This window comes from Sphingomonas sp. YR710 (assembly GCF_900101455.1).
Lineage (GTDB): Bacteria > Pseudomonadota > Alphaproteobacteria > Sphingomonadales > Sphingomonadaceae > Rhizorhabdus.
This window is the reverse complement of the sequence record NZ_FMZJ01000003.1, coordinates 65,056-85,119: the sequence shown is the minus strand read 5'-3', so window position 1 is coordinate 85,119 and position 20,064 is coordinate 65,056. Positions and strand designations below refer to the sequence as shown.

Here is a 20,064-nt window from a genome sequence, read left to right as displayed (position 1 = left end):
ATCAAGTGGGAGAATGCCATGCGCCGCGTGGTCGTAACCGGGTTGGGACTTGTCACGCCGCTGGGTGCTGACGTCGAAACGGTCTGGGCCAACATCCTGGCGTCGAAATCGGGCGCAGGCCCGATCACGCGTTTCGATGCCAGCGAGCACGCCTGCAAGATCGCCTGCGAGGTGAAGCCGGCGGATCATCCTTATGGCTTCGATCCGAACAAAAGGGTCGATCACAAGGTGCAGCGTCAGGTCGATCCGTTCATCATCTATGGGATCGATGCGGCTGGCCAGGCGCTCGAAGATGCCGGGCTGACCGACATGACCCTTGAAGAAAGCTATCGCGCGGGCCTGTCGATCGGATCGGGCATCGGCGGCCTGCCGGGCATCGCCAGCGAATCGATCATCTGCCATGAGCGTGGCCCCAAGCGGGTTTCTCCGCATTTCGTCCACGGTCGGCTGATCAACCTGATCTCGGGCCAGGTCTCGATCAAATATGGGTTGCGCGGCCCGAACCATGCGGTTGTCACCGCTTGTTCGACCGGCGCACATGCGATCGGGGACGCGGCGCGGATGATCGCGATGGACGATGCCGATGTCATGCTGGCAGGCGGCGCCGAGGGTGCGATCTGCCCGCTCGGCATTGCCGGCTTCGCTCAGGCGCGCGCACTCTCGACCGATTTCAATGATGAGCCCGAACGGGCATCGCGCCCTTATGACAAGGCCCGCGACGGCTTCGTGATGGGCGAGGGTGCCGGCGTGGTGTGCCTTGAGGAATATGAGCATGCCAAGGCGCGCGGCGCGAAGATCTATGCCGAGGTGATCGGCTATGGCCTGTCAGGCGACGCCTATCATGTGACAGCGCCGCATCCCGAAGGCTCCGGGGCCTTCCGGTCGATGGAGATGGCGCTGCGCAAGGCTGGGCTGAAGCCGGACGACATCGACTATATCAACGCCCACGGCACATCGACCCCGCTGGGGGATGAGCTTGAGGCCGGCGCGGTCCGCCGCCTGTTCGGTGATGCGCTGAAGACCGTGTCGATGTCGTCGACCAAATCGGCGATCGGCCATCTGCTGGGCGGTGCCGGCGCGGTCGAATCGATCTTCTGCATCCTCGCGATCCGCGATCAGATCGTGCCGCCGACGCTCAATCTCGAAAATCCGAGCGACGGGCTGGAGGATTTCGATCTGGTGCCGCTCAAGGCAAAGAAGCGCAAGGTTCGCGCCGTGCTTAACAACAGCTTCGGCTTCGGCGGCACCAATGCCAGCCTGATCATGCGGGCGATCTGAAGGGCCGATCGATGATCCGCCGCCTTGTCTGGCCGATCATCCTGCTCGCGCTGATGGCCGGCGCAGGGGCCCTGTGGATATCGCGTGACTGGTGGGCCGAAGGCCCTCTGAAGCAGGAAGTCAGCTTCACTGTGCCGGCGGGCGCATCGCTGGGATCGGCCGCACGCGCATTGGAGAAGGCCGGCATCATCCGGTCGACGACCAATTTCCTTCGGCTTGCGCGTCGGTTTGGCGCCCTCGATCCGGTGCGGGCGGGGGAATTCGACATTCCGGCGCGGGCCAGCGGCCGCGAGGTGCTGGATATCCTCCAGCACGGCAAGCCGCTCCAGCGGCTCGTGACGATTCCCGAGGGCATGCCTTCGATCATGGTGCAGGAACGGCTGGCAGCCGAGCCCATGCTGAGCGGACCGGTGCCGGTGCCGGTAGAGGGATCGGTATTGCCCGACAGCTACAGCTATGAACGTGGCGAGCCGCGCGTGGCGGTGCTGCATCGGATGCAAGCGGCGATGACCAAGGCTCTCGACGCGGCATGGGCAGCGCGCAAGCCGACGACGGTTGCGAAGACTAAGGATCAGGCCGTGATCCTGGCCTCGATCGTCGAGAAGGAAACCGCTCTGGCTTCCGAACGGCGCATGGTGGCCGCGGTCTATTCGAACCGGGTGCGGCAGGGGATGAAGTTACAGGCCGACCCGACGATCATCTATCCGATTACCCATGGTAAGCCGCTCGGTCGCCGCATTCGGGAATCCGAAATCCATGCGGTGAACGGCTATAACACCTACGCGATGACAGGGCTGCCCGCCGGCCCGATCGCCAACCCGAGCGGGGCGTCGATCGAAGCCGTTTTGAATCCGGCACCATCGAAGGCGCTTTATTTCGTCGCGAACGGGAAGGGCGGTCATGTGTTCGCCAATACCCTGGCGGAGCACAATGCCAATGTGCGGCGTTTCTATGCCCTGCGGCGGGCCAAGGGCGAGATGTAAACGAGCGCGATCGCGTGCGGCGGGGGCTTCAAGGCAACCATTCCGATGTGACGTCGAAAATGCACTGGTTCGTGCCTGGGGTCCGAGCCATCTGAAAAATTCTCGGGTGAGGACACTCGACCTGCACCTGCGATGCGCGCTACGCCTAATGGGATGCCGGCGGGTTCTCTGTTCGCAACCGGGAACGGCTGCGAAGATTTGCTCGGCTGAGGTATAAAATAGAGGGTGCAATGATCGGGATAGATCTAAGCGGCAAGACCGCCCTGGTGTGTGGTGCTGGCGGCGGTGGCCTTGGCACGTCGGTCAGTCTGGCGCTGGCGCAGGCGGGCGCGAACATCGTCGCGGTGGACCAGAGCGAAGAGTTTGTTGCGGAAATCAGGGCTGAGGTGCTGGCTCTGGGTGTCGCCTGCGAAACCATCGTTGCGAACTTGATGAACCCCGACGAGGCTGCCGCGCTTGTGGGCAAGGCGCTATCGAAGGTGGATCGTATCGATATCGTTGCGAACATTGCTGGCGGCACCCGCTTCCATCAATGGACGCCGATCGAGGAGACGACTGACGAAGTCTTCCGGGACGTCCTGGCGCTCAACCTCGATTATGTATTCCGCGTGTGCGTGGATGCGGGGCGCCATATGATCGCGGCAGGGCATCCGGGCAGCATCATCAGCCTCACATCGATCTCCGGACTGCGTAGCGCACCATTCCACGGTCCTTATGGCATGGCGAAACGCAGCGTGATGGCGATGAGCGAAACCATGGCGATCGAATGGGCGCGTTACGGCATCCGGGTCAACACGATCGCACCGGGTGGTGTGGCAACGCCGCGGGCCTCCAAATATTCCGGGAATGGCACAGGCGAGCGCGAAGCCGTTTCCAAGGATGGCCTTCGCCGCGTGCTGCCGACGGAGGTTGCCGCGGCGCTGGCCTTCCTCGCCTCGGATCTGGCGAGCGGCATTTCGGGCCAGACGCTGGTGATCGATTCCGGAATGGCCGCCAAAAATCCGGCTGGCGGAATCAAGGAATATGGGATGGTAATGGACGCTGCTGTCGAGCAGGCCAAAGCAGGCGTGGTGCGTTAGGCCGTTCGATCGACAGGCCGGTGCTACGTCAGGGTTGCCGATGTTTGCTGCCGGCCGTTCATCGGCGTAATGCTCTGATCAGCCGGGCTCGCAGAAACGGGGCCTCGGCAGATCTCAAACGATGCATGGGCTCGCATCTCCGGCAATCTGAATGCGGAAATGACATTCAGATTGCCGGGGCGCAATCAGCTCTTGGCGGCCGTTTCCGTTGCCGCAGCCTGGGTCGGCGTCGCGACCGCGCAACGCGCCTTCAACATACTCGATTTGGTCCAGCAATCGTCCGACAACGGTGGAACCGCGACGGGCATGTATAGCGAGCGGCGCGCGAACAACATGTCGCCGACCGGGACCAGGCTATTGCGGAATTCACGCATTTTGGTTGCGGCAAGATCGCTTAGATTGCCGCGCTTGAGCGTGCGGGCTTCGCGCCCGATCGCGCTGGCCGTCTCGCAAAAACCCAATTGGGCGTGCATCGTCGAGAAGCCGTTATAGGTTCTGGTCGTATATTGGTCGAATTTGGTCTGCCAGCCCTTGCCACCCATCCGCTTGAAATAGTTGTTCAGGGTGGTGAAGGCGGTGTTCAGTTCCGCGGCATTCTTGTTGAGCAGGTCGTTGTAATTCGGAACGGTCATCAGGATTGGCGAGAACTGGCACTGTAGCGCCGCGACATTCAGCCCGGCTCGCATGTTCCACAGCATATGTGCCTTGAGCTCGGCCGGAGTTGCCTTGGGCAAGGTCGTTCCGAGCCCAGGTTCATCGCCGTGCACCGCACCGCCAGTGAAATTGGGAGCGGACCAGAACAGATAGGCCGATGCCGGACTGGCGGCGACGACCACCGATAAACCCGCGAGGATCGCACCCAATTTCCGAAATACCATCACACCACTCCTAACAGATTGCTGCCCGAACGCTCGTCAGGTGGCATTGGAGCCATTGTCCATTGCAACATTACCGCCGGCGGTATTGGCCGATCCGGCAGCGTCCATCGTGGCGCTGTCGACGACTGTCATATCGTTCATCGAGCCATCCATCGCATTCATCTCGACGACATTGCTCTCATCCGTGCCGCTGCTCTTGTGGCAGCCCGACAGGCCGATTGTGACGGTAACCAAGGCAGTTGCGGCCAGCATCGTCCGGAACGTCGCACGCATGAAATACTCCCTGAAATCATTGTTTCTGGATGCGACCATATCGTGAACGACTCGGCGGCTCAAGCGGTTCGAGCATCCCCGCCATAATCTCCCAGCGCATTGAGCATGGCTGGAAAATGGCGCTGCAGCGCCTCATCCAGCGCAGTCATGTCATGTGGAGATCCCAGCTGGCGCATGCTGGTGACGGCATAATCGCCCAGGCCGCAGGGCACGATCCCCGAAAAGTGCGACAGATCGGGCGCGACGTTGATCGCGAAGCCGTGGAACGTCACCCAACGACGTAACCGGATACCGATCGCGCCGATCTTGGCCTCCGCCAGGCCATGGCCGGTCCATATCCCCACGCGCCCCGGTTCGCTGCGGGCCGTGATGCCGAGGTCGCCAAGGGTATCGATTAGCCATTGTTCGAGCGCAGTGACGAAACGACGCACGTCCCGGCCCCGCCGTTCGAGATCGAGCATCAGATAGCCGACCCGCTGACCCGGCCCATGATAGGTGTAGCGGCCACCGCGTCCGGTGGCGAAAACGGGAAAGCGATCGGGGGCGAGCAACTCGTCGGCCTTCGCGCTGGTGCCGGCAGTATAGAGCGGCGGATGTTCGACCAGCCAGATGAGTTCACGGGCCTCACCCGCGCGGATCGCCGCGGCGCGGGCCTCCATCGCCGCCAGCGTTTCGGCATAAGGCGACAGGCCGGGGCTCACCCGCCATTCGATACGGCCATCGTCGATCGCGTCCATGGCTCGCTCTTGTCGGCATATCGGCGGCCAATCAAGCCGCATATGATTGCGCGAGGGGGGGCTATCGCGATAGGGCGGCGATCATCGCATATGGGAGCATTATGAATGTCCAGCTTTTCCATCGACGCCATATGGGAGGAGACCGTCGTCTTCCTGCGGCGGGAAAGCGGGCTGGTGCTGCCGGTCGCGATGGCGACTTTTGGCCTCGGCATGCTCATTTTAGGCTTCGCCGCCGACGCGCGGGGCGAGGGGGCTGCGCAATCGCCCGTTTCGGGCGTGAACGGCCTGCTGCTGATCCCCGCCTTGCTGCTGACGGTGATCGGCAACATGGCGGTCAGCCTGATGGCGCTGCGGTCGCGGTTGAGCGTGGGAGAGGCGCTGCGGATAGCGTTGGCGCGGGTGCCGGTGGCCATCGTCGTCGGCCTGATCGTCGCGGCGCTCATATTCGGAGTCTTCGTGGTCGCGGTGGTGATCGTCACCCTGATCGGGCTGGTCGTACCATCCGACAATGTGACGCGGCTCAACGAGGCCATCATCCTGAGCTGTGTGCCGATCATCTGGGGGCAGGTGCGCCTGCTGGTTTTATGGCCGACTTTGGCCGATGGCAGCATGGGCCCGATCGACGCGCTGAAGCACAGTTTCCGGCTGACGCGCGGCAAGACCCTGCGCGCGCTGGCCATATCGGTTATGTTCGGGCTGGCTTATATGACGCTGATCTCGATCAGCCAGCTTGCCCTCGTACCCGTCGCGCGGCTGCTTGCGATGGCGAGCGGGCAGGGCGAGTTGCTGAGGGTTGCCGCCGAATTGATCGTTGCCTTCATCGGATCGGTGCTGATGATGGGATGGACGGTCTATCTGGCTTTTGCTTATGGCCGCTTATCCGCCTGAGGCCTCCGCCAGCATCGGAATGTGCGGTGCTACGGTGGCAGGCAATATACCGGCCACACGCGGATCAACGAAGGTTTCGATCGCCCGCGCGAATGGCGTGAAGCCGTTCTTCCGGTAGAAGCCGAGTGCGCCAGGGTGATCGAGCGTGCAGGTATGGACCCACACACGCTCGATGCCCCTACGCCAGCCAAGCGACAGCGCCTGGCCCATCAGCCAGCCGCCATGCCCCTTGCCGTTGAGTTCGGGGACCAGCCCGAAAAAGGCGATCTCCATCTGGCCGGCGATGCGGAAATCGAGTTCGAGCATACCGATTTCGATCCCCCGTGCATCGCTGACGGCGTAGATCTCTATCCCCGAATCGTTGATGATTGCGATCAGCTCGTCATCGCTCATCACCAGCCGCGAAAACCATAGCCACGGGGCGCCGATGCGGCGGAACAGCGCACGATATTTGTCTGTCGAAGGCGTTTTCCAGCGATTGAGCCGGAATACCGATGGCGCTGCGGGCTTCGGCTTCGGTTTCGCCACCATCTCAAGCGACGTGACGACCGTTGCCAGCATATGCGGCTCGACCGGGGTCAGGCCCATCGGCGCTATTCCCAGGTCGCGACGGGCGGCAGACTCATCAAAATCGCGTCGACATTGCCGCCGGTCTTGAGGCCGAACGCCGTGCCGCGATCATATACGAGATTGAATTCGGCATAGCGGCCGCGGAAAGCGAGCATCTGGCGCCGATCCTGATCGCTGGCCGTCATGCCCATCCGGCGGCGGACGATCGTGGGGAAGATGTCGAGAAAGGCTTCGCCGACGTCCCGGGTGAAGGCAAAATTGGCATCGAAGCCAGCATCGTCCTGAAAATCGAGATGATCGTAGAAAATTCCACCGACGCCGCGATGGGTCTTGCGGTGGGGGATCCAGAAATAGTCGTCGGCCCATTGGCGGAATCGGTCGTGATAGTCGGCGCCGTGCGGATCGCAGGCCAGTTTCAGCCGCGCGTGAAAATCGGCGGTGTCGTCGTCATACGGCAATGGCGGGTTGAGATCGGCGCCGCCGCCGAACCAGCGTTTCGTAGTGCAGAGGAAGCGCGTGTTCATGTGAACCGCTGGAACGTGCGGATTGGCCATGTGCGCCACGAGGCTGATTCCCGTGGCAAAGAAGCCAGGATCCTGTTCGTCCGCCCCGTGGATCGTCTTTGCGAATTCGGGCGAGAAGGCGCCGCCAACCGTCGAGACATTGACTCCGACCTTTTCGAAGACACGACCTTTCATCAATCCCTGGACGCCGCCGCCACCCTTCGCTTCCGGATCATTCTCGCGATTCCATGGGGTGAACGCGAAACGGGCATCGCTGTCGGCTTCCGCCTCGATCGCCTCGAACGTGGCACAGATGCGGTCGCGCAGCGATTCGAACCAGCTGCGTGCTGCCTGCTGCTGCGCGTCCATCATGAAAGTCATTCGGGCCATCCTCCGGTCTGTCGCAAGCCTTCGGCGAGCGCGATGCCAGCGCTGATCGCGACATTCAAGGAGCGGAAGCCCGCGCGCATCGGAATACGTACGCGCAGATCGGCGGCGTCGCGGACATTTTCGGGCACGCCTGCACTTTCCGATCCGAACAGGAGGGTATCCCCGGACGCAAATACCGCCGACGGGAGGGGAATCGCGGCATAGGTCGACAACAGCACGATCCGTCCCCGCCGCGTCGCGATGAAGGCATCCCAGTCGGCATGGCGTACGACGTCGGCCGCGGCCGCATAATCCATGCCCGCGCGTCGCAATGCCCGTTCGGAAAATGCGAATCCGCACGGTTCGATGATGTCGACCGATATGCCGAAACAGGCCGCCAGGCGCAGGATCGTGCCCGTGTTTCCGGCGATATCGGGGTGGTAAAGGGCAATCCGCATAGCCCTGTTGATATGCGAATGTATCGCAATGCCGCAATAATGGTGAAATGGGATTGGCAAAGGCCGCAATCCGGCGCTATCAGCGCGGCCAACCGCCGGGGGATTACGGGCGGTGCGTGGTTCGGGGGGCGACGGTAAATGCCGAAACCTTCCTGACTGCGCCGGATCGTGGCAGCGCAAAGGTTCCGGAATGGCGACGCTCGAAACTACTGAAATACCTGGCGAAGCAGCTGGGGACGGCGTTCGTCGTCGTGACTTCATCAATATTGCGGCCGTGAGCTTCGCCGGAGTCGGCGCAGCGACCGTCCTGCTCCCGCTGGTCAACCAGATGAACCCGTCGGCCGATGTGCTGGCGCAGGCTTCGATCGAGGTCGATTTGACGGCGATCAAGGAAGGCCAGGCGATCAAGACGATCTTCCGCAAGCAGCCCTTGTTCCTGCGCCATTTGACGGCCAAGGAAATTGCGGCCGCCGATGCGGTGCCGCTTTCGGCGCTGCGCGATCCGCAGACGCTGGATCAACGCACGATCGCAGGCCACAAGCAGTGGCTGATCACCATGGGTGTGTGCACCCATCTCGGTTGCGTGCCGCTGGGTGCCGGCGAGGGCGAAATCCGCGGCGAGTTCGGCGGATATTTCTGCCCGTGCCACGGATCGACCTACGATACGGCCGCCCGCATCCGCAAAGGTCCGGCGCCGAAGAATCTTGAAGTGCCGAAATACGCCTTCAAATCCGATACCGTCGTCCAAGTCGGCTGAGGTAAACAGACATGAGCTTCCCCTGGGCAAAACATTACGAGCCGAAGCAGCCGCTGATGAAGTGGCTGGACGAGCGTCTGCCGCTCCCGCGGCTCGTTTATAATGCGATTGGTGCCGGCTATCCGGTTCCGCGCAACCTGAATTATTTCTGGAACTTCGGCGTGCTTTCGGGCGCGGCTTTGGGCATCCAGATCATCACCGGCATCATCCTCGCCATGCACTATGCCGCGAATGGCGGCATCGCGTTCGACTCTGTCGAACATATCATGCGCGATGTGAACTCGGGCTGGCTGTTGCGCTACGCGCACTCCAACGGCGCGAGCTTCTTCTTCATCGTGGTCTATCTCCACATCTTCCGCGGCCTATTTTACGGATCGTATAAGGCCCCGCGCGAAATGGTGTGGCTGCTCGGCCTCGTGATCTTCTTGCTGATGATGGCGACCGCCTTCATGGGCTATGTGCTTCCCTGGGGGCAGATGAGCTTCTGGGGCGCCAAGGTGATCACCGGCCTGTTCGGCGCGATCCCTGTGGTCGGCACGCCGATCCAGACGTGGCTGCTCGGTGGCTTCGCCCCGGACGATGCGGCGCTGAACCGCTTCTTCTCGCTGCACTATCTGCTGCCGTTCGTGATTGCTGCCGTGATCGTGCTGCACATCTGGTCGCTGCACATTCCGGGTTCGAACAATCCGACCGGCGTCGATGTGAAGGGCCCGCAGGATACCGTCCCGTTCCACCCCTATTACACGGCCAAGGACGGTTTCGGATTGGGCGTGTTCCTGATCATCTACTGCCTCGTTCTGTTCTTCGCGCCGAATTATCTGGGTCACCCGGATAATTATATCCCGGCCAACCCGCTCTCGACGCCGGCGCACATCGTTCCCGAATGGTATTTCTGGCCGTTCTACGCGATCCTGCGCGCCTTCACTTTCAACGTGTTCGGCATTCCGGCCAAGCTGCTGGGCGTGATCGCGATGTTCGGTTCGATCCTGCTGCTGTTCTTCCTGCCGTGGCTCGACAAGTCGCCGGTGCGTTCGGGCAATTATCGCCCGACGTTCAAGAAGTTCTTCTGGCTGCTCGTGATCGACGTGCTGATCCTCGGCTATTGCGGCGGTTCGCCGGCGGCAGAGCCCTTCGTGATGATCAGCCAGCTCGCGGCGGCTTATTACTTCGCCCACTTCCTGATCATCCTGCCGATCGTATCGCGCATGGAACGGCCGCTTCCGCTGCCGAATTCGATCACCGAAGCGGTGCTCGGCCACGCGACGCCGACGGCTTAAGGGGAAAGTCAGGTCATGGTTCGTCCTATCGCATTTCTCGCCGGCCTCGGCTTCGTCGGGGTTCTGCTCTACTCGCTGCTCATGGGCGCCATCGCCTATGTCAGCGAGCCGCCGGCCCCCACCGCCGAGAGCGTCTATCACCAGCATCCGAAGGAGGTTTCCTTCGCGTCGGATGGCCCGCTCGGAAAGTTCGACCGGCAACAGCTGCAGCGCGGCTTCCAGGTTTACAAGGAAGTCTGCTCGGCCTGCCATTCGCTCCATCAGGTCGCGTTCCGCGATTTCAAGGATTTGGGCTTCACCGATCCTGAAGTGAAGGCGATCGCCAAGGGCTGGGCGACCGAGGTTCCCTCGATCAACCCGGAAACCGGCGAACCGGCCACCCGCAAGGGCACGCCGGCGGACAAGATCCCGACGCCTTATGCCAACGAAACCGCCGCTCGCGCTGCCAACAACAATGCGCTACCGCCGGATCTGTCGCTGGTGTCTAAGTCTCGCCATGGTGGCGCGGCCTACATCTACTCGCTGCTGACGGGCTTCCAGAAGCAGCCGGCTGAACTGATCAAGCAGTTCCCGGATGCCAAGACTCCGCCGTCGCTCCACTACAATCCGTATTTCGCGAACCTCAACATCGCGATGCCGCCGCCGCTGGTGGCCGATGGTCAGGTGACCTATTCGGATGGGACGAAGTCGACGGTCGATCAGATGGCCAAGGACGTATCGGCATTCCTGGTATGGACAGCCGAGCCGAAGCTCGAAGCCCGTCACCAGACCGGTCTCGCGGTGGTGATCTTCCTGCTGATCGCAACCAGTCTGGCGTTCCTGTCCTATCGGAACATCTGGGCAGGCGTGAAGCACTGAGCTTCAGGTTGAGATTGACGTAAAGAAGGGCCGTCCGGGATGACCGGGCGGCCCTTTTCAATTCAGGGGATGGGGTGGCATGACGGGACGGCTAGGCCTGATCGGCGGCAGCGGGCTCTATCGAATGCCGGCGCTGGCGGACGGACAATGGATCGACGTCGACACGCCCTGGGGCAAGCCATCCGATGCGTTGCTGATCGGGGAGGTATCCGGGCGCAGCGTGGCGTTCCTTCCACGACATGGACGCGGGCATCGGCTGGCGCCGGGCGAGGTCAATTATCGCGCGAATATCGCCGCGCTGAAGGCGGCGGGGTGTACCGAGGTCTTGGCGATCTCGGCCGTCGGCGGGCTGCATGCCGATATGCGGCCGGGGACGTTCGTGCTGGTCGATCAGTATGTCGACCGCACGATTCGCGGCGGGCGCAGCTTTTTCGGCGACGGCATCGTGGCGCATGTCGCTTTCGCGCGGCCGGTTTGCGGGCGGCTGGGCCAATCGGTGGCGGCCGCGCTCGCTGACGACGCAGGCGCGCACCGGATCGGCGGAACGATGCTGGTGATGGAAGGCCCGCAATTCTCAACCCGCGCCGAATCGCTGCTGCACCAGAGCTGGGGCTGCGACATCGTCGGCATGACCGGCTTGCCCGAGGCGCGGCTCGCCCGCGAGGCGGAGCTTTGTTATGCCAGCGTGGCGATGGTGACCGATGACGATGCCTGGTCCGAAAAGGAGGTCGACGTCGCCGAAATAATCGGGGTCATGAACGCCAATGTTGCGCGGGCGCAGGCTTTGGTGGTGGCTGTGGCGGCGCGGGCGGGCGGCGGCGCGGGCTGCCCGCAGGGATGCGATCATGCGCTCGACGGCGCGGTGATGACAGCACGCGATCATTGGCCGGCGGATACGGCGCGCAGACTGGCAACGCTCGCACCGCGACTGTTCGGGTGAAACCGGCGATCAGTTGTAGGTGATGGTGACGTTGTAGCTGGTGCTGTAGCCGCCCGAACCGGCGTTGCCCGGCACGGTGATGACTCCGGTGACGGTCAGCGGCATCGTGCCGCCGCCAGGCATCGTCAACGACCCACTGGCCGAAGGGATCAACGTGACCGGGACGGTGACGGCGGTGCCGTTGGAAAAAGCAAGCGGTGTCGAGACCGTCAGGGTAAAGCTCGTGCTGGGTTCGCCGTACAGTGTGTAGGTGGCGGCGCTGCCGGGGCCCGTGGTCAGAAGTATCGGCGGGCTGGCACCGCCGACGGTACGCGTTCCCAGAGAGTCGACGGTCACCGTGCCGGAATTCGTCCCGGAGCGCAGGAATGAGCCAAAACCGAGGGAGGTACCCGCCGCGATATACATCGCCCGTCGCACTGTGGCGGTCGCAAGGGCGCTAAGACCCGTTATCGGCGTTGTGGGATCCTCGGTGGTGAGCACGGTGAAGCCCGACGTGGCGGCGCCCGTCGTGCCACCGACATCGTCGCCGGTGATCGGCAGCGTGATATCGAGGAAGAAGGTCTTGTTCGTATTGCTGGCCGTCCACCCGGTCAACTGGAAGCTGAGCGAGGTACCCGTGGTCGTGCCGGTGCCGATCGTGCCGGTGCCATTGTTTGCCGTGAAATTGCTGATCGCCTGGGCGCGGCCGCTGATAATGCCGCTGGTCGCGATATCGACGCGCGCGATATTGCCGGCCGTGCTGCAGCGCCGCGGCCTGCCGGAGCCGTCGGTGCAGTTGATCGACACTACGGCCCGCGTGACCGGCCCCGAATAGACGGTCCCACTGCCGCTTTGTTTCGTCACGATGCCGTTGTTCAGAAAGACCGTGGTGCCAGTAACGCCAGTGATCAGGGTCCCGAATGCGGGCGCCGTGATCGAAGAAACCGTATAGGTCTGTGCAGCAACAGGACAGGCCGACAGGGCGCCCAGGGCAATGGCTAGCGAACGTGTCGACAACGGGGGCATTGGCCTGATCCTTGGATGGCGAAGGTGGTAGATCATGGTGCTGCGGACTCGAAGATGATAACACCGCTGACATCGGGCAGCACGCCTCCATCATGCGCAACGGTTACCGCCATCGGGGCTTCGAGGCGCATTTTCAGCCGCGCGGCCTGCACCGGATCGAGATCGATGCGATAATGGCCGGACCTCAGCCCTTCCAGTACGACACTGCCGTCATATTCGGTCTGCGCCTCGACCGGAGCGCCATGATCGGGTGTTGCGATCAATCGCAAGGCGGACAGACCAACTAGCTTGCCGTCAGCCTGCCGCACCGAAATATGGATCATGACCTCGCCCTGGGGCGCCAGAGGATACGGAACGATGGTCGTCCGGCCCGGCCGGGGGGCAAATTCGATGATGCTCGGCGGGGTGCTGACGTTGGTCAGATCGACATCGTCGATGCCGGTCTGCAACCGGGCCGATGGCGCGTCGCCCAGCCCCGTCACCAGCGCGCGGCCGCGTGCATCGGTGGCGATCCGATTGCGACCGCCATCGAGGGTGACGCCCGCCACTGGCCGCTCGCCCGGATCGAAGCGGCCATTATTATTGTCGTCGACAAACGCCTGCAGAGCGAGGTTGCCGCCCGAAGCGGCGCCGGTTCGCGTCATCCGATAGCCATGGCCCAGCGGATCCCAGGCCAGGCTGAAGCCGAATTGCAGCCCGACCCGCCAGTCGTTGCGCGGCGTGGTGTAGCTGCCGTTCAGCGAAAGATCGCCGAGCGGCAGCCGCAGGATCGCGCCGACCTGTGCGGTGACATCGCGGGTATCGGTGAAGGATTTGCCCAAGGCGAGCCGGACCGCCGCCCGCGCGCCGAGATCGCGATCGGCGGTAATCGATGCGCCGCGCAACTGCGCGGTGGGCAGCAGGCTGTAATCGAGGCTCGCGCGCAATTGCCAACGGAACGCCGCGAAGCTTGAGGCCGCGAGCACGCCGCTCAGCGCCTCGGTCGATGTGCCGCTCGCCAGGCTGCTATGCTGGTAATCCAGGCCGGTGGAAACATAGGCGCCGCCGATTGGAAAGGATGCCCGGGCCAGGCCGGACAGATCGGCATCGCCATTGGCGAACTGGTTCCGCGCAGCGCGCAGCGAAAGAGGCAGCGCGAAGCTTTTCCACGGTTTCAGCGTCAGATCGAGATCGAGTTCGCTATAGCGGGTCAGCGCGCGGCCATCACCGCCGGTGGGGATGGTTTCGTCGACGAAGCCGTGCCGATATTCGGAATGGCGTGCGACCGTCGACAGGCCGAATACTTTGCCGGCGACAGCCAGCGCTATGCCCGATCCCGCCTTGTCGTCGCGCGCGCCATCGACCTGCGTGACGAACCCCAGTAGCGAGGTGCGCAGCCCCAATGTTCCCATATGCCGCTGGCCGAAGCCGGTTGGCGAGTAACTGGCTGCGCCTCCGGTGACCGTCACCGCCTCGCTCAGGCCATAAGCGATATTGGCGACCATGCGGATATCGCCGGCACCCGGGCCGGTGATGTCACTCATGTCGCCTGGCCGCAGATCGATCAGCGGGCGTTGTTGCTGGACGGCGCCCCCTTCGATCACGAACGCACCTTTGGCGACCTGCCCGCCGCCGACGCTGATGACGCGGACTTCTTCCGATCGCTCGCCGCGCGGGCCATAGGAGACGATACGGATCACATTGACCCCGCGCACCAGCGGGACGTCCAGAAACTCGTAGCGCCCCTGTACCGGCGTCGTCTGACCATTGCGGAGCACATCGTTGACGTAGAGTTCGACGTCATATCCGATCGGCAACTCGCCGCGCAGATCGACCCGGCCGAACACGCTGGCCTGGGTCAGCGGCACGCTGCTGAACGCGACGCCGCGCCCGTTGAAGCTGCGCGGGCCGATTGCCAGCGTCGGCGTGAAGACATCGCCGGCACTGAGTCGGGTCAGCCCCAGTGGCCCCAGCAGCCGGCCGGTGGGATCACGGCGCTCGAACGTCGCCCGCGTCGATGTCGGGCGGCCCTTGTCATCCGATCCCACGAACCCCTGGAAGCCGCTGAACAGCAGATCACCGGCGGCGCGAACGTCGTAGCGATAGGCCGAGCGGGGGCTGAGCGAACCGCCCGCTGTGTCCAGGCCGATATCGAAGTTGGGTGGCGTGAACAGCCGATAGGGTGTCGCGGTGCGCAACACCTCCTGTTGGGTGGCGCTGCCATCCGGTTGCAGGCTGCGCAGCTTGCCGAGGCGATCGAGGCGTGACTGGATCGGCAGCGGCTCGCGCGCCTCCAGCGTCAGGCGCAGCGCGGATTCTTCGAACGTTGCGCGAACGGGCAGGATTTTTTCCAGCAGAGCCGCGCGCACAAAGATATCGGTGACGCCGACGACCATGTCGCGCGGCGCTAGCGGTTCGGCCTTGCCGCCGATGCGGATCGTTGCGGTGGCTGCATCAATGAGCACAGGGCGCCGCGCTTCGCCGATATTGCCGGTGATGCGGCGTTCGGCCGGCAGCACGGAAAGATCGACATCCAGCAAGCGCGACAATTCGCCGACCGGGATCAGCAGACCGTCCGGCCGCGTGTAGCAGGAAAGCGAATCTGTCAGTGTCAGCCGGTCGAGGACGACCTCGACCAGCAGCAGATCGGCATCATCAAGGGCGGGCGGGGAAGAAAGGGTAGGGGGGGGTGGCATGACGCTGCCGGGCGCGGCGTCGGGGGGCGGGGCCGGGGGGGCGGCGCCTGTCGCGCCTGCCAGGGCCACCGCCATCATCAAGGAGTTCACGGAGCGGAGAGCGATACCTTCGCCAGCACGGCACCCGGATGGATATCGTCATCCCGGAACTGGATGTCGATCCGTTCGCCTGCTGCCGGGATCCGCCGCAGCGGAATCTTTACGAACCTGCGCTCGATTTCCGGATAGACGCCGATGCTGCGGACGATGCCGAGTGGCGGCTGGCTGCCGCCTTCTTTCGCTCCCCGTATTTCAAGATCGCCGAACAGCGAATTCGGGCCCTGACGCACAAGCTCGAGCGACAGGATCGCGGTCGGCACCGGCGCGGCGCGGCCATCGGGCGATACAGACTCGACGGCGACCGTAGCATGTTCGATGCCGGCGCGTACGTCGATCGGGCCGACGCGGATGATCACCGGAATCGAAATGCCAAGCACCGAATTGATCCGGAACGACAATTGTCCGGGCGCCTTGGCGGCGGCATCATCGGCGGTGAGGCCGGCATCGGCCGGGGGAAGGCCGGTCACGGTCAGGTGGGTGCGATACTCGCCGGGGGCTATGTCGGCGGTCGCCGCCGCGCGAACGCGGATCACCTGGCCGCTGCTGGCGGCGAGCTGCAGGCGCCGCGGCGTCGTGACGATCAGCGTCCTGGCGGACTTCAGCCGATCGAGTTCGGCTTTGAGCTCGGGTTTCGACGCGGCATCGCTGGCAGAGATGATCTGGCCATCAGGCAACATGATCCGATCGACCAGCTCGACATCGAAACGGCCGGCGGCACCCTGATTATAGACCGAAATCGTTGCGGCCTTGCCCAGGCCGGCAAAGGTGATGCGCTTCGGATTGATACTCAGATTGGACGCCAGGGCCGGAATGGCAATTTGCGGAGCCGCTACAGCCTGTGCGTATGCGGACGAAGAACTGATCATGGCAAGCAACGCTACGACGCCGACCCGGGTTTTGCCGGTCGGAGAAAGTTTCACATGCGGACGATCATTCATATCTTGCCCTCTTAGCCTGCGGCATCGGCCGATGCCGCGGGCGTAATAGTGCATAATTGAGGGCGTGAGGCATTAATTATATTGCGCTGTGACACGGAGAATGCCCGAATAACGACCCGGCACGCGATCGCCGCCTTCGGCAACACGCCCCCCGACGTTGAAGGCGAGAATGCCGTCACCGCCGGCTAGCCGCTGGCCGGCCGTTTCATCGGGAAGATCGCTGGTTGTGGTGAAGGTGACCGTTTCGTTGCCCCCGATCCGGATCAGCGCTAGCTCGGTCGGTACGGACACGGAGATCGACTGGTCCTGGTCCCCCGTGATCGTGAAATTGGCCTGCGAAAGATCGCGCGGTGCGATCGCGCTTTCCAGCCGGCTAACGGCGGGGGGTATAGTTGCTCGTTGCGAGGGACGGGGCGCCGCCAGAATCGGAGACGCCTTCTTGGAAATCTGCGTGACGAGCGCCGTCGTGCTTGTGATCGGCACCGCGCCTTCGACCAGCCCCTGCTGCGAATCGATCGATGCCGGCGCCGTGATCGTCAGCGATGCGCTGCTGACGGTCGAGGCGCTGACATTGGCCCGTGCTGACGAAAGCTCAAGCCCGACGAAGCCCGCGGCGGCCGCACATCCGATCGTGAAGAGGTGATGACGGTTCATATCGGGCCGCTTCAACGTAAACAGGACAGGCCGAAATTGGCCGAACTCGATATACTTATGCGGATGGCAATTTAATTATACGTAACAACCGCTGTCAGCGTGCCTGTATAGACGCCGGTCGTCTGCGCGCTGGTCAAGGTGAAGGATCCCCCGACAGTAAAGCTATCGGAACCCGATGGCAGCGTGGTCGATGCCTTTGATGAGGTCAGCGTTACCGAAAGGGTGCTGGCGCTGGGCCCGTTCATCGTCATGACGCCGGCGGTGCCGACCGTGATCGACGCAGCCTGACTCGGCTCGCCCGTGATCGAGAAGCTTGCCGCGGTGGTCGCCGGACTGCTGGGCAGATAGGAGTTTGCGGTGCTCGAGGCGTGGCTGCCGGCAGTGTCGACAGTGATCGTGTAGGAACCGGTCGCGGGCTTCACGACCGTGCCGAATGCCAGAACGGTGCCCGCCGTGATCGTCAGCGGAGCCACGATCTTCAGCGTCGCGGTGCTGGAGGCTGAGGCGGTATTTTGGGCGAGCGCGGGCGCGGTTGCCACGCTTGCCGCGGTTGTTGCCGCCAGAAGCTTCAGATACGCCTTCATGGAATCTCCCAACGCATACACCAACTCAACGCTTGCGGTTCAACGCGCAACAGCCGTGCAACCCGGCGGTGATCAAACCCAAAGGTGATTGCCGCGGGATTGCAAAGGCTTGCCAGGCACCCCTGGCGACGAACAATCAGTTGTAGGTGACGACGGCTGTCAACGTACCGGTATAGTCACCCGTTTCCTGCGTATCGGGCAGGCTGAACGAGCCGCCGACGGTGAAGCTGTCGGCCCCCGACGGCAGCGTCGACGTCGATTTGGACGAGGTCAGCGTGACGTCGATCGTTCCGGTGGTCGGGCCGGTCATCGTCATGTGACCAGCCGTGCCCACCGCGATCGATGTCGACTGATTGGCCTCACCGGTGATCGAGAAAGCGGCTGCGGCCGTGGCCGGGCTGCTCGGCAGGTAGGAATTGGCCGTGCTCGATGCATGGCTGCCGTTCGTGCCGACCGTGATCGTGTAGGGGCCAAGGCCTGTGGCAGGCTTTACAACCGTGCCGAACGCCAGTGCCGCGCCCGCCGTGATCGTCAGCGGCGAGATAACCTTGCCGGTCGCCGTGCTGGAGGCCGTCGCGGTGTTCTGCGCGAATGCCGGTGACACGGCAGCTACGGTGATTGCTGCCGCAGAAACGATCTTCAGAAAGGACTTCATTTGATACTCCCCAACTCGAACATCACAAGGATGGCACGCGCCATCGGCAATAAGAAAACCCCACAGGAATCACCGATTCCTGTGTAAAGATATGGTGCCCGTGTGTGCTTTGTTCCCCCCTGGGAACGTGCCCCTATCACGTAGAATCATTTCTTAACTGATTTTTAACTATCACATATTTGTTAACAAGAAAAACTGATTCTGATGTCGGGCCAGCGTCGATTAATTCGTCAACCGGTGGGAATTGCGTAGCGCGAGAATCGACCGAATTAGCGGATCGTTTCGGTGACGACGGCCAACTTGCGGCCGGGAATGGGGGAATTGCCATTTCGCCTGAGGTGGGCGTGAATTCCCCCCGCCATGTGCGCTGGGAATATGAGCAGGCGGCATTGTCCATAGACTTTGACCGGTGCCAGATCGACCTTGACTGGCGGAGCGTGGAAGCGTGGGGTCCAGCCTTGCACGATATCGTGCAAAAGGGATCTCGCCTTCGCGTACCGCGGTGACGGATAGAAGCAACGCAGCGCCGCGGCCAGCACGAATGCGAGCAATCGCATAGGGAGGATATCGATGTCTGAAATTTGTGTAGTCATGGCCAAGGAAGAATATGAACCGTGGCGCCATGTGTTCGATGCGGCCGCACTGCCGGTGCGTTACGCACTGCTTGAGGATGCCGACACCGCGATGATCGATGGCGTGCCGCATGATGCGCGCACGCTGCCTGCCAATGTCGTGTGGATGACGGTGCAGGGCTTTCGCGGGCCGTTGCGGCGGACAATCAAGCACCTGCTCGAAAACGCGCCCGATCTGAAGTGGGTTCATTCGATCGGGGCCGGCTATGACATGCCGATCCTGCAGGACGTGCTGGCGCGCGGCGTGCGGCTCACCACCTCGCACAGCAATGCGATTTCGATTTCGGAATTCGCGATGCGTTCGATCCTGGGCCGCTTCCAGCAGGTGGAAGAGCGGCGCGTGGCGCGCGAGAATAAGGAATATCCGCGCCATGATTTCCGCGAAATCTATGGCACCACCTGGCTGATCTATGGCGCCGGCGCGATCGGCAGCAACATTTCGAAGCGCGCGCAGGCATTTGGCGTGCACACGATCGGCGTGCGTCGTAACCCTACCGGGACCGAGCCGTTCGATGAGATGATCAAGCCCGAGCAGGTCGCCGATCATCTCGGGCGTGCCGATATCGTCATCATGTCGCTGCCCGGCAATGCCGAAACCGCCAACCTGGTCGATGCGGAATTCCTTGCCCGGATGAAGCCGGGCGCGACCTTCGTCAACGTCGCGCGGGCGGGGCTGATGGATGAGGCGGCGGTGCTGGCGGCGCTGGATTCCGGCCATCTCGATGCCGCGATCCTCGATGTCCATACGATCGAGGAGGCGTGGCTCTACCGCAAGGAGCGGATGGACGACAGCCCGCTCTGGACGCATCCGAAGGTCGATCTCACGCCGCACGCCGCGGCGCATGGCAGCGGCCGTTATGTGCGCACCGTGGATCTGTTCATCGACAATCTGCGCCGTTTCGTGGCAGGCGATCCGCGCCTTCCCGACGAGGTCTGAAATCCGGCGGGCCGCCCGTGATGTGCGGGCGGCCCCT

General features: G+C 63.0%; 21 protein-coding genes. 9 read left to right on the top strand and 12 right to left on the bottom strand.

The genetic code is table 11. The features are described 5' to 3' along the window. Positions 1-18 precede the first annotated feature (18 nt). The 3 genes from fabF to BLS13_RS04990 all read left to right on the top strand — a co-directional run bounded on the left by fabF (position 19) and on the right by BLS13_RS04990 (position 3,340). Positions 19-1,278 carry a beta-ketoacyl-ACP synthase II gene (gene fabF, locus BLS13_RS05000; protein WP_093450314.1) on the top strand — a complete coding sequence of 420 codons (1,260 nt, stop codon included), beginning with the start codon at positions 19-21 and terminating at the stop codon, positions 1,276-1,278. A gap of 11 nt (positions 1,279-1,289) precedes the next feature. Continuing rightward, complete coding sequence (gene mltG / locus BLS13_RS04995) at positions 1,290-2,261, top strand: endolytic transglycosylase MltG (RefSeq protein ID WP_093450312.1); 972 nt, start codon at positions 1,290-1,292, stop codon at positions 2,259-2,261. A 230-nt stretch (positions 2,262-2,491) separates the two neighbouring features. Then, entirely contained in the window at positions 2,492-3,340 is an 849-nt protein-coding gene (locus BLS13_RS04990; protein WP_093450310.1) for an SDR family NAD(P)-dependent oxidoreductase, read from the top strand. Between the two features lie 185 nt (positions 3,341-3,525). Here the strand turns inward: BLS13_RS04990 and BLS13_RS04985 are convergent, their stop codons facing one another. The 3 genes from BLS13_RS04985 to lipB are packed head-to-tail and all read right to left on the bottom strand — an operon-like array spanning position 3,526 to position 5,228. Further along, complete coding sequence (locus BLS13_RS04985; protein ID WP_256325712.1) at positions 3,526-4,218, bottom strand: hypothetical protein; 693 nt, start codon at positions 4,216-4,218, stop codon at positions 3,526-3,528. Positions 4,219-4,254: 36 nt separating this feature from the next. Then, positions 4,255-4,491: a hypothetical protein gene (locus BLS13_RS04980; RefSeq protein WP_143011872.1), complete on the bottom strand. Its 237-nt coding sequence runs from the start codon at positions 4,489-4,491 to the stop codon at positions 4,255-4,257. Positions 4,492-4,550: 59 nt separating this feature from the next. Then, positions 4,551-5,228, bottom strand: a complete 678-nt coding sequence (lipB, locus tag BLS13_RS04975) for a lipoyl(octanoyl) transferase LipB (RefSeq protein ID WP_093450306.1) — start codon at positions 5,226-5,228, stop codon at positions 4,551-4,553. Between the two features lie 105 nt (positions 5,229-5,333). Here lipB and BLS13_RS04970 point away from each other — a divergent pair, with 105 nt between their 5' ends. Beyond that, on the top strand, positions 5,334-6,116 hold the full coding sequence (locus BLS13_RS04970) for a hypothetical protein (RefSeq protein ID WP_093450304.1): 783 nt from the start codon (positions 5,334-5,336) through the stop codon (positions 6,114-6,116). Here BLS13_RS04970 and BLS13_RS04965 read toward each other — a convergent pair. From BLS13_RS04965 to BLS13_RS04955, 3 genes are read right to left on the bottom strand one after another with little or no spacing between them, the layout of a single operon-like run. Next, positions 6,105-6,704: a GNAT family N-acetyltransferase gene (locus BLS13_RS04965; protein WP_093450302.1), complete on the bottom strand. Its 600-nt coding sequence runs from the start codon at positions 6,702-6,704 to the stop codon at positions 6,105-6,107. The two genes, BLS13_RS04970 and BLS13_RS04965, sit on opposite strands and share 12 nt — an antisense overlap. A gap of 5 nt (positions 6,705-6,709) precedes the next feature. Next, complete coding sequence (gene hemF, locus BLS13_RS04960; protein WP_093450300.1) at positions 6,710-7,570, bottom strand: oxygen-dependent coproporphyrinogen oxidase; 861 nt, start codon at positions 7,568-7,570, stop codon at positions 6,710-6,712. After that, the gene (locus BLS13_RS04955) at positions 7,567-8,016 is read right to left on the bottom strand and encodes a tRNA (cytidine(34)-2'-O)-methyltransferase (protein ID WP_093450298.1); all 450 of its coding nucleotides are present in this window, start codon (positions 8,014-8,016) and stop codon (positions 7,567-7,569) included. The genes hemF and BLS13_RS04955 overlap by 4 nt, the downstream gene beginning before the upstream one ends. Before the next feature lie 190 nt (positions 8,017-8,206). Between BLS13_RS04955 and petA the strand changes: the two genes are divergently transcribed. The 4 genes from petA to mtnP all read left to right on the top strand — a co-directional run bounded on the left by petA (position 8,207) and on the right by mtnP (position 11,848). Continuing rightward, complete coding sequence (gene petA / locus BLS13_RS04950; RefSeq protein ID WP_093450296.1) at positions 8,207-8,773, top strand: ubiquinol-cytochrome c reductase iron-sulfur subunit; 567 nt, start codon at positions 8,207-8,209, stop codon at positions 8,771-8,773. An 11-nt stretch (positions 8,774-8,784) separates the two neighbouring features. Beyond that, positions 8,785-10,050: a cytochrome b gene (locus tag BLS13_RS04945; RefSeq protein WP_093450294.1), complete on the top strand. Its 1,266-nt coding sequence runs from the start codon at positions 8,785-8,787 to the stop codon at positions 10,048-10,050. 15 nt (positions 10,051-10,065) lie between these two features. After that, positions 10,066-10,908, top strand: coding sequence for a cytochrome c1 (locus tag BLS13_RS04940; RefSeq protein WP_093450292.1), 843 nt, complete (start codon positions 10,066-10,068; stop codon positions 10,906-10,908). Positions 10,909-10,987: 79 nt separating this feature from the next. Next, a complete protein-coding gene (gene mtnP, locus BLS13_RS04935) occupies positions 10,988-11,848 on the top strand; it encodes an S-methyl-5'-thioadenosine phosphorylase (protein WP_093450290.1) in 861 nt (286 codons plus the stop codon). Between the two features lie 9 nt (positions 11,849-11,857). Here the strand turns inward: mtnP and BLS13_RS04930 are convergent, their stop codons facing one another. The 6 genes from BLS13_RS04930 to BLS13_RS04905 form a co-directional block, all read right to left on the bottom strand. Next, positions 11,858-12,853 carry a DUF4402 domain-containing protein gene (locus BLS13_RS04930; RefSeq protein WP_176943440.1) on the bottom strand — a complete coding sequence of 332 codons (996 nt, stop codon included), beginning with the start codon at positions 12,851-12,853 and terminating at the stop codon, positions 11,858-11,860. Positions 12,854-12,885: 32 nt separating this feature from the next. Next, on the bottom strand, positions 12,886-15,606 hold the full coding sequence (locus tag BLS13_RS04925; protein WP_093450286.1) for a fimbria/pilus outer membrane usher protein: 2,721 nt from the start codon (positions 15,604-15,606) through the stop codon (positions 12,886-12,888). An 8-nt stretch (positions 15,607-15,614) separates the two neighbouring features. Continuing rightward, positions 15,615-16,565, bottom strand: a complete 951-nt coding sequence (locus tag BLS13_RS04920; RefSeq protein WP_093450284.1) for a fimbrial biogenesis chaperone — start codon at positions 16,563-16,565, stop codon at positions 15,615-15,617. Positions 16,566-16,637: 72 nt separating this feature from the next. Further along, a complete protein-coding gene (locus tag BLS13_RS04915) occupies positions 16,638-17,219 on the bottom strand; it encodes a DUF4402 domain-containing protein (RefSeq protein WP_093450282.1) in 582 nt (193 codons plus the stop codon). Between the two features lie 71 nt (positions 17,220-17,290). Further along, positions 17,291-17,803, bottom strand: coding sequence for a DUF4402 domain-containing protein (locus BLS13_RS04910; protein ID WP_093450280.1), 513 nt, complete (start codon positions 17,801-17,803; stop codon positions 17,291-17,293). Positions 17,804-17,939: 136 nt separating this feature from the next. Beyond that, complete coding sequence (locus tag BLS13_RS04905; protein WP_093450279.1) at positions 17,940-18,458, bottom strand: DUF4402 domain-containing protein; 519 nt, start codon at positions 18,456-18,458, stop codon at positions 17,940-17,942. Positions 18,459-19,028: 570 nt separating this feature from the next. On the opposite strand from BLS13_RS04905, the gene BLS13_RS04895 reads away from it, so the two are divergent. Then, on the top strand, positions 19,029-20,027 hold the full coding sequence (locus BLS13_RS04895) for an NAD(P)-dependent oxidoreductase (protein ID WP_093450276.1): 999 nt from the start codon (positions 19,029-19,031) through the stop codon (positions 20,025-20,027). Positions 20,028-20,064 lie beyond the last annotated feature (37 nt).

Excerpts from the sequence above, each read along its gene's own strand:
- fabF (WP_093450314.1), top strand. The coding sequence starts at position 19 with ATGCGCCGCGTGGTCGTAACCGGGTTGGGACTTGTCACGCCGCTGGGT.
- mltG (WP_093450312.1), top strand. The coding sequence starts at position 1,290 with ATGATCCGCCGCCTTGTCTGGCCGATCATCCTGCTCGCGCTGATGGCC.
- BLS13_RS04990 (WP_093450310.1), top strand. The coding sequence starts at position 2,492 with ATGATCGGGATAGATCTAAGCGGCAAGACCGCCCTGGTGTGTGGTGCT.
- BLS13_RS04985 (WP_256325712.1), bottom strand. The coding sequence starts at position 4,218 with ATGGTATTTCGGAAATTGGGTGCGATCCTCGCGGGTTTATCGGTGGTC.
- BLS13_RS04980 (WP_143011872.1), bottom strand. The coding sequence starts at position 4,491 with ATGCGTGCGACGTTCCGGACGATGCTGGCCGCAACTGCCTTGGTTACC.
- lipB (WP_093450306.1), bottom strand. The coding sequence starts at position 5,228 with ATGGACGCGATCGACGATGGCCGTATCGAATGGCGGGTGAGCCCCGGC.
- BLS13_RS04970 (WP_093450304.1), top strand. The coding sequence starts at position 5,334 with ATGTCCAGCTTTTCCATCGACGCCATATGGGAGGAGACCGTCGTCTTC.
- BLS13_RS04965 (WP_093450302.1), bottom strand. The coding sequence starts at position 6,704 with ATGGGCCTGACCCCGGTCGAGCCGCATATGCTGGCAACGGTCGTCACG.
- hemF (WP_093450300.1), bottom strand. The coding sequence starts at position 7,570 with ATGACTTTCATGATGGACGCGCAGCAGCAGGCAGCACGCAGCTGGTTC.
- BLS13_RS04955 (WP_093450298.1), bottom strand. The coding sequence starts at position 8,016 with ATGCGGATTGCCCTTTACCACCCCGATATCGCCGGAAACACGGGCACG.
- petA (WP_093450296.1), top strand. The coding sequence starts at position 8,207 with ATGGCGACGCTCGAAACTACTGAAATACCTGGCGAAGCAGCTGGGGAC.
- BLS13_RS04945 (WP_093450294.1), top strand. The coding sequence starts at position 8,785 with ATGAGCTTCCCCTGGGCAAAACATTACGAGCCGAAGCAGCCGCTGATG.
- BLS13_RS04940 (WP_093450292.1), top strand. The coding sequence starts at position 10,066 with ATGGTTCGTCCTATCGCATTTCTCGCCGGCCTCGGCTTCGTCGGGGTT.
- mtnP (WP_093450290.1), top strand. The coding sequence starts at position 10,988 with ATGACGGGACGGCTAGGCCTGATCGGCGGCAGCGGGCTCTATCGAATG.
- BLS13_RS04930 (WP_176943440.1), bottom strand. The coding sequence starts at position 12,853 with ATGCCCCCGTTGTCGACACGTTCGCTAGCCATTGCCCTGGGCGCCCTG.
- BLS13_RS04925 (WP_093450286.1), bottom strand. The coding sequence starts at position 15,606 with ATGATGGCGGTGGCCCTGGCAGGCGCGACAGGCGCCGCCCCCCCGGCC.
- BLS13_RS04920 (WP_093450284.1), bottom strand. The coding sequence starts at position 16,565 with ATGAATGATCGTCCGCATGTGAAACTTTCTCCGACCGGCAAAACCCGG.
- BLS13_RS04915 (WP_093450282.1), bottom strand. The coding sequence starts at position 17,219 with ATGAACCGTCATCACCTCTTCACGATCGGATGTGCGGCCGCCGCGGGC.
- BLS13_RS04910 (WP_093450280.1), bottom strand. The coding sequence starts at position 17,803 with ATGAAGGCGTATCTGAAGCTTCTGGCGGCAACAACCGCGGCAAGCGTG.
- BLS13_RS04905 (WP_093450279.1), bottom strand. The coding sequence starts at position 18,458 with ATGAAGTCCTTTCTGAAGATCGTTTCTGCGGCAGCAATCACCGTAGCT.
- BLS13_RS04895 (WP_093450276.1), top strand. The coding sequence starts at position 19,029 with ATGTCTGAAATTTGTGTAGTCATGGCCAAGGAAGAATATGAACCGTGG.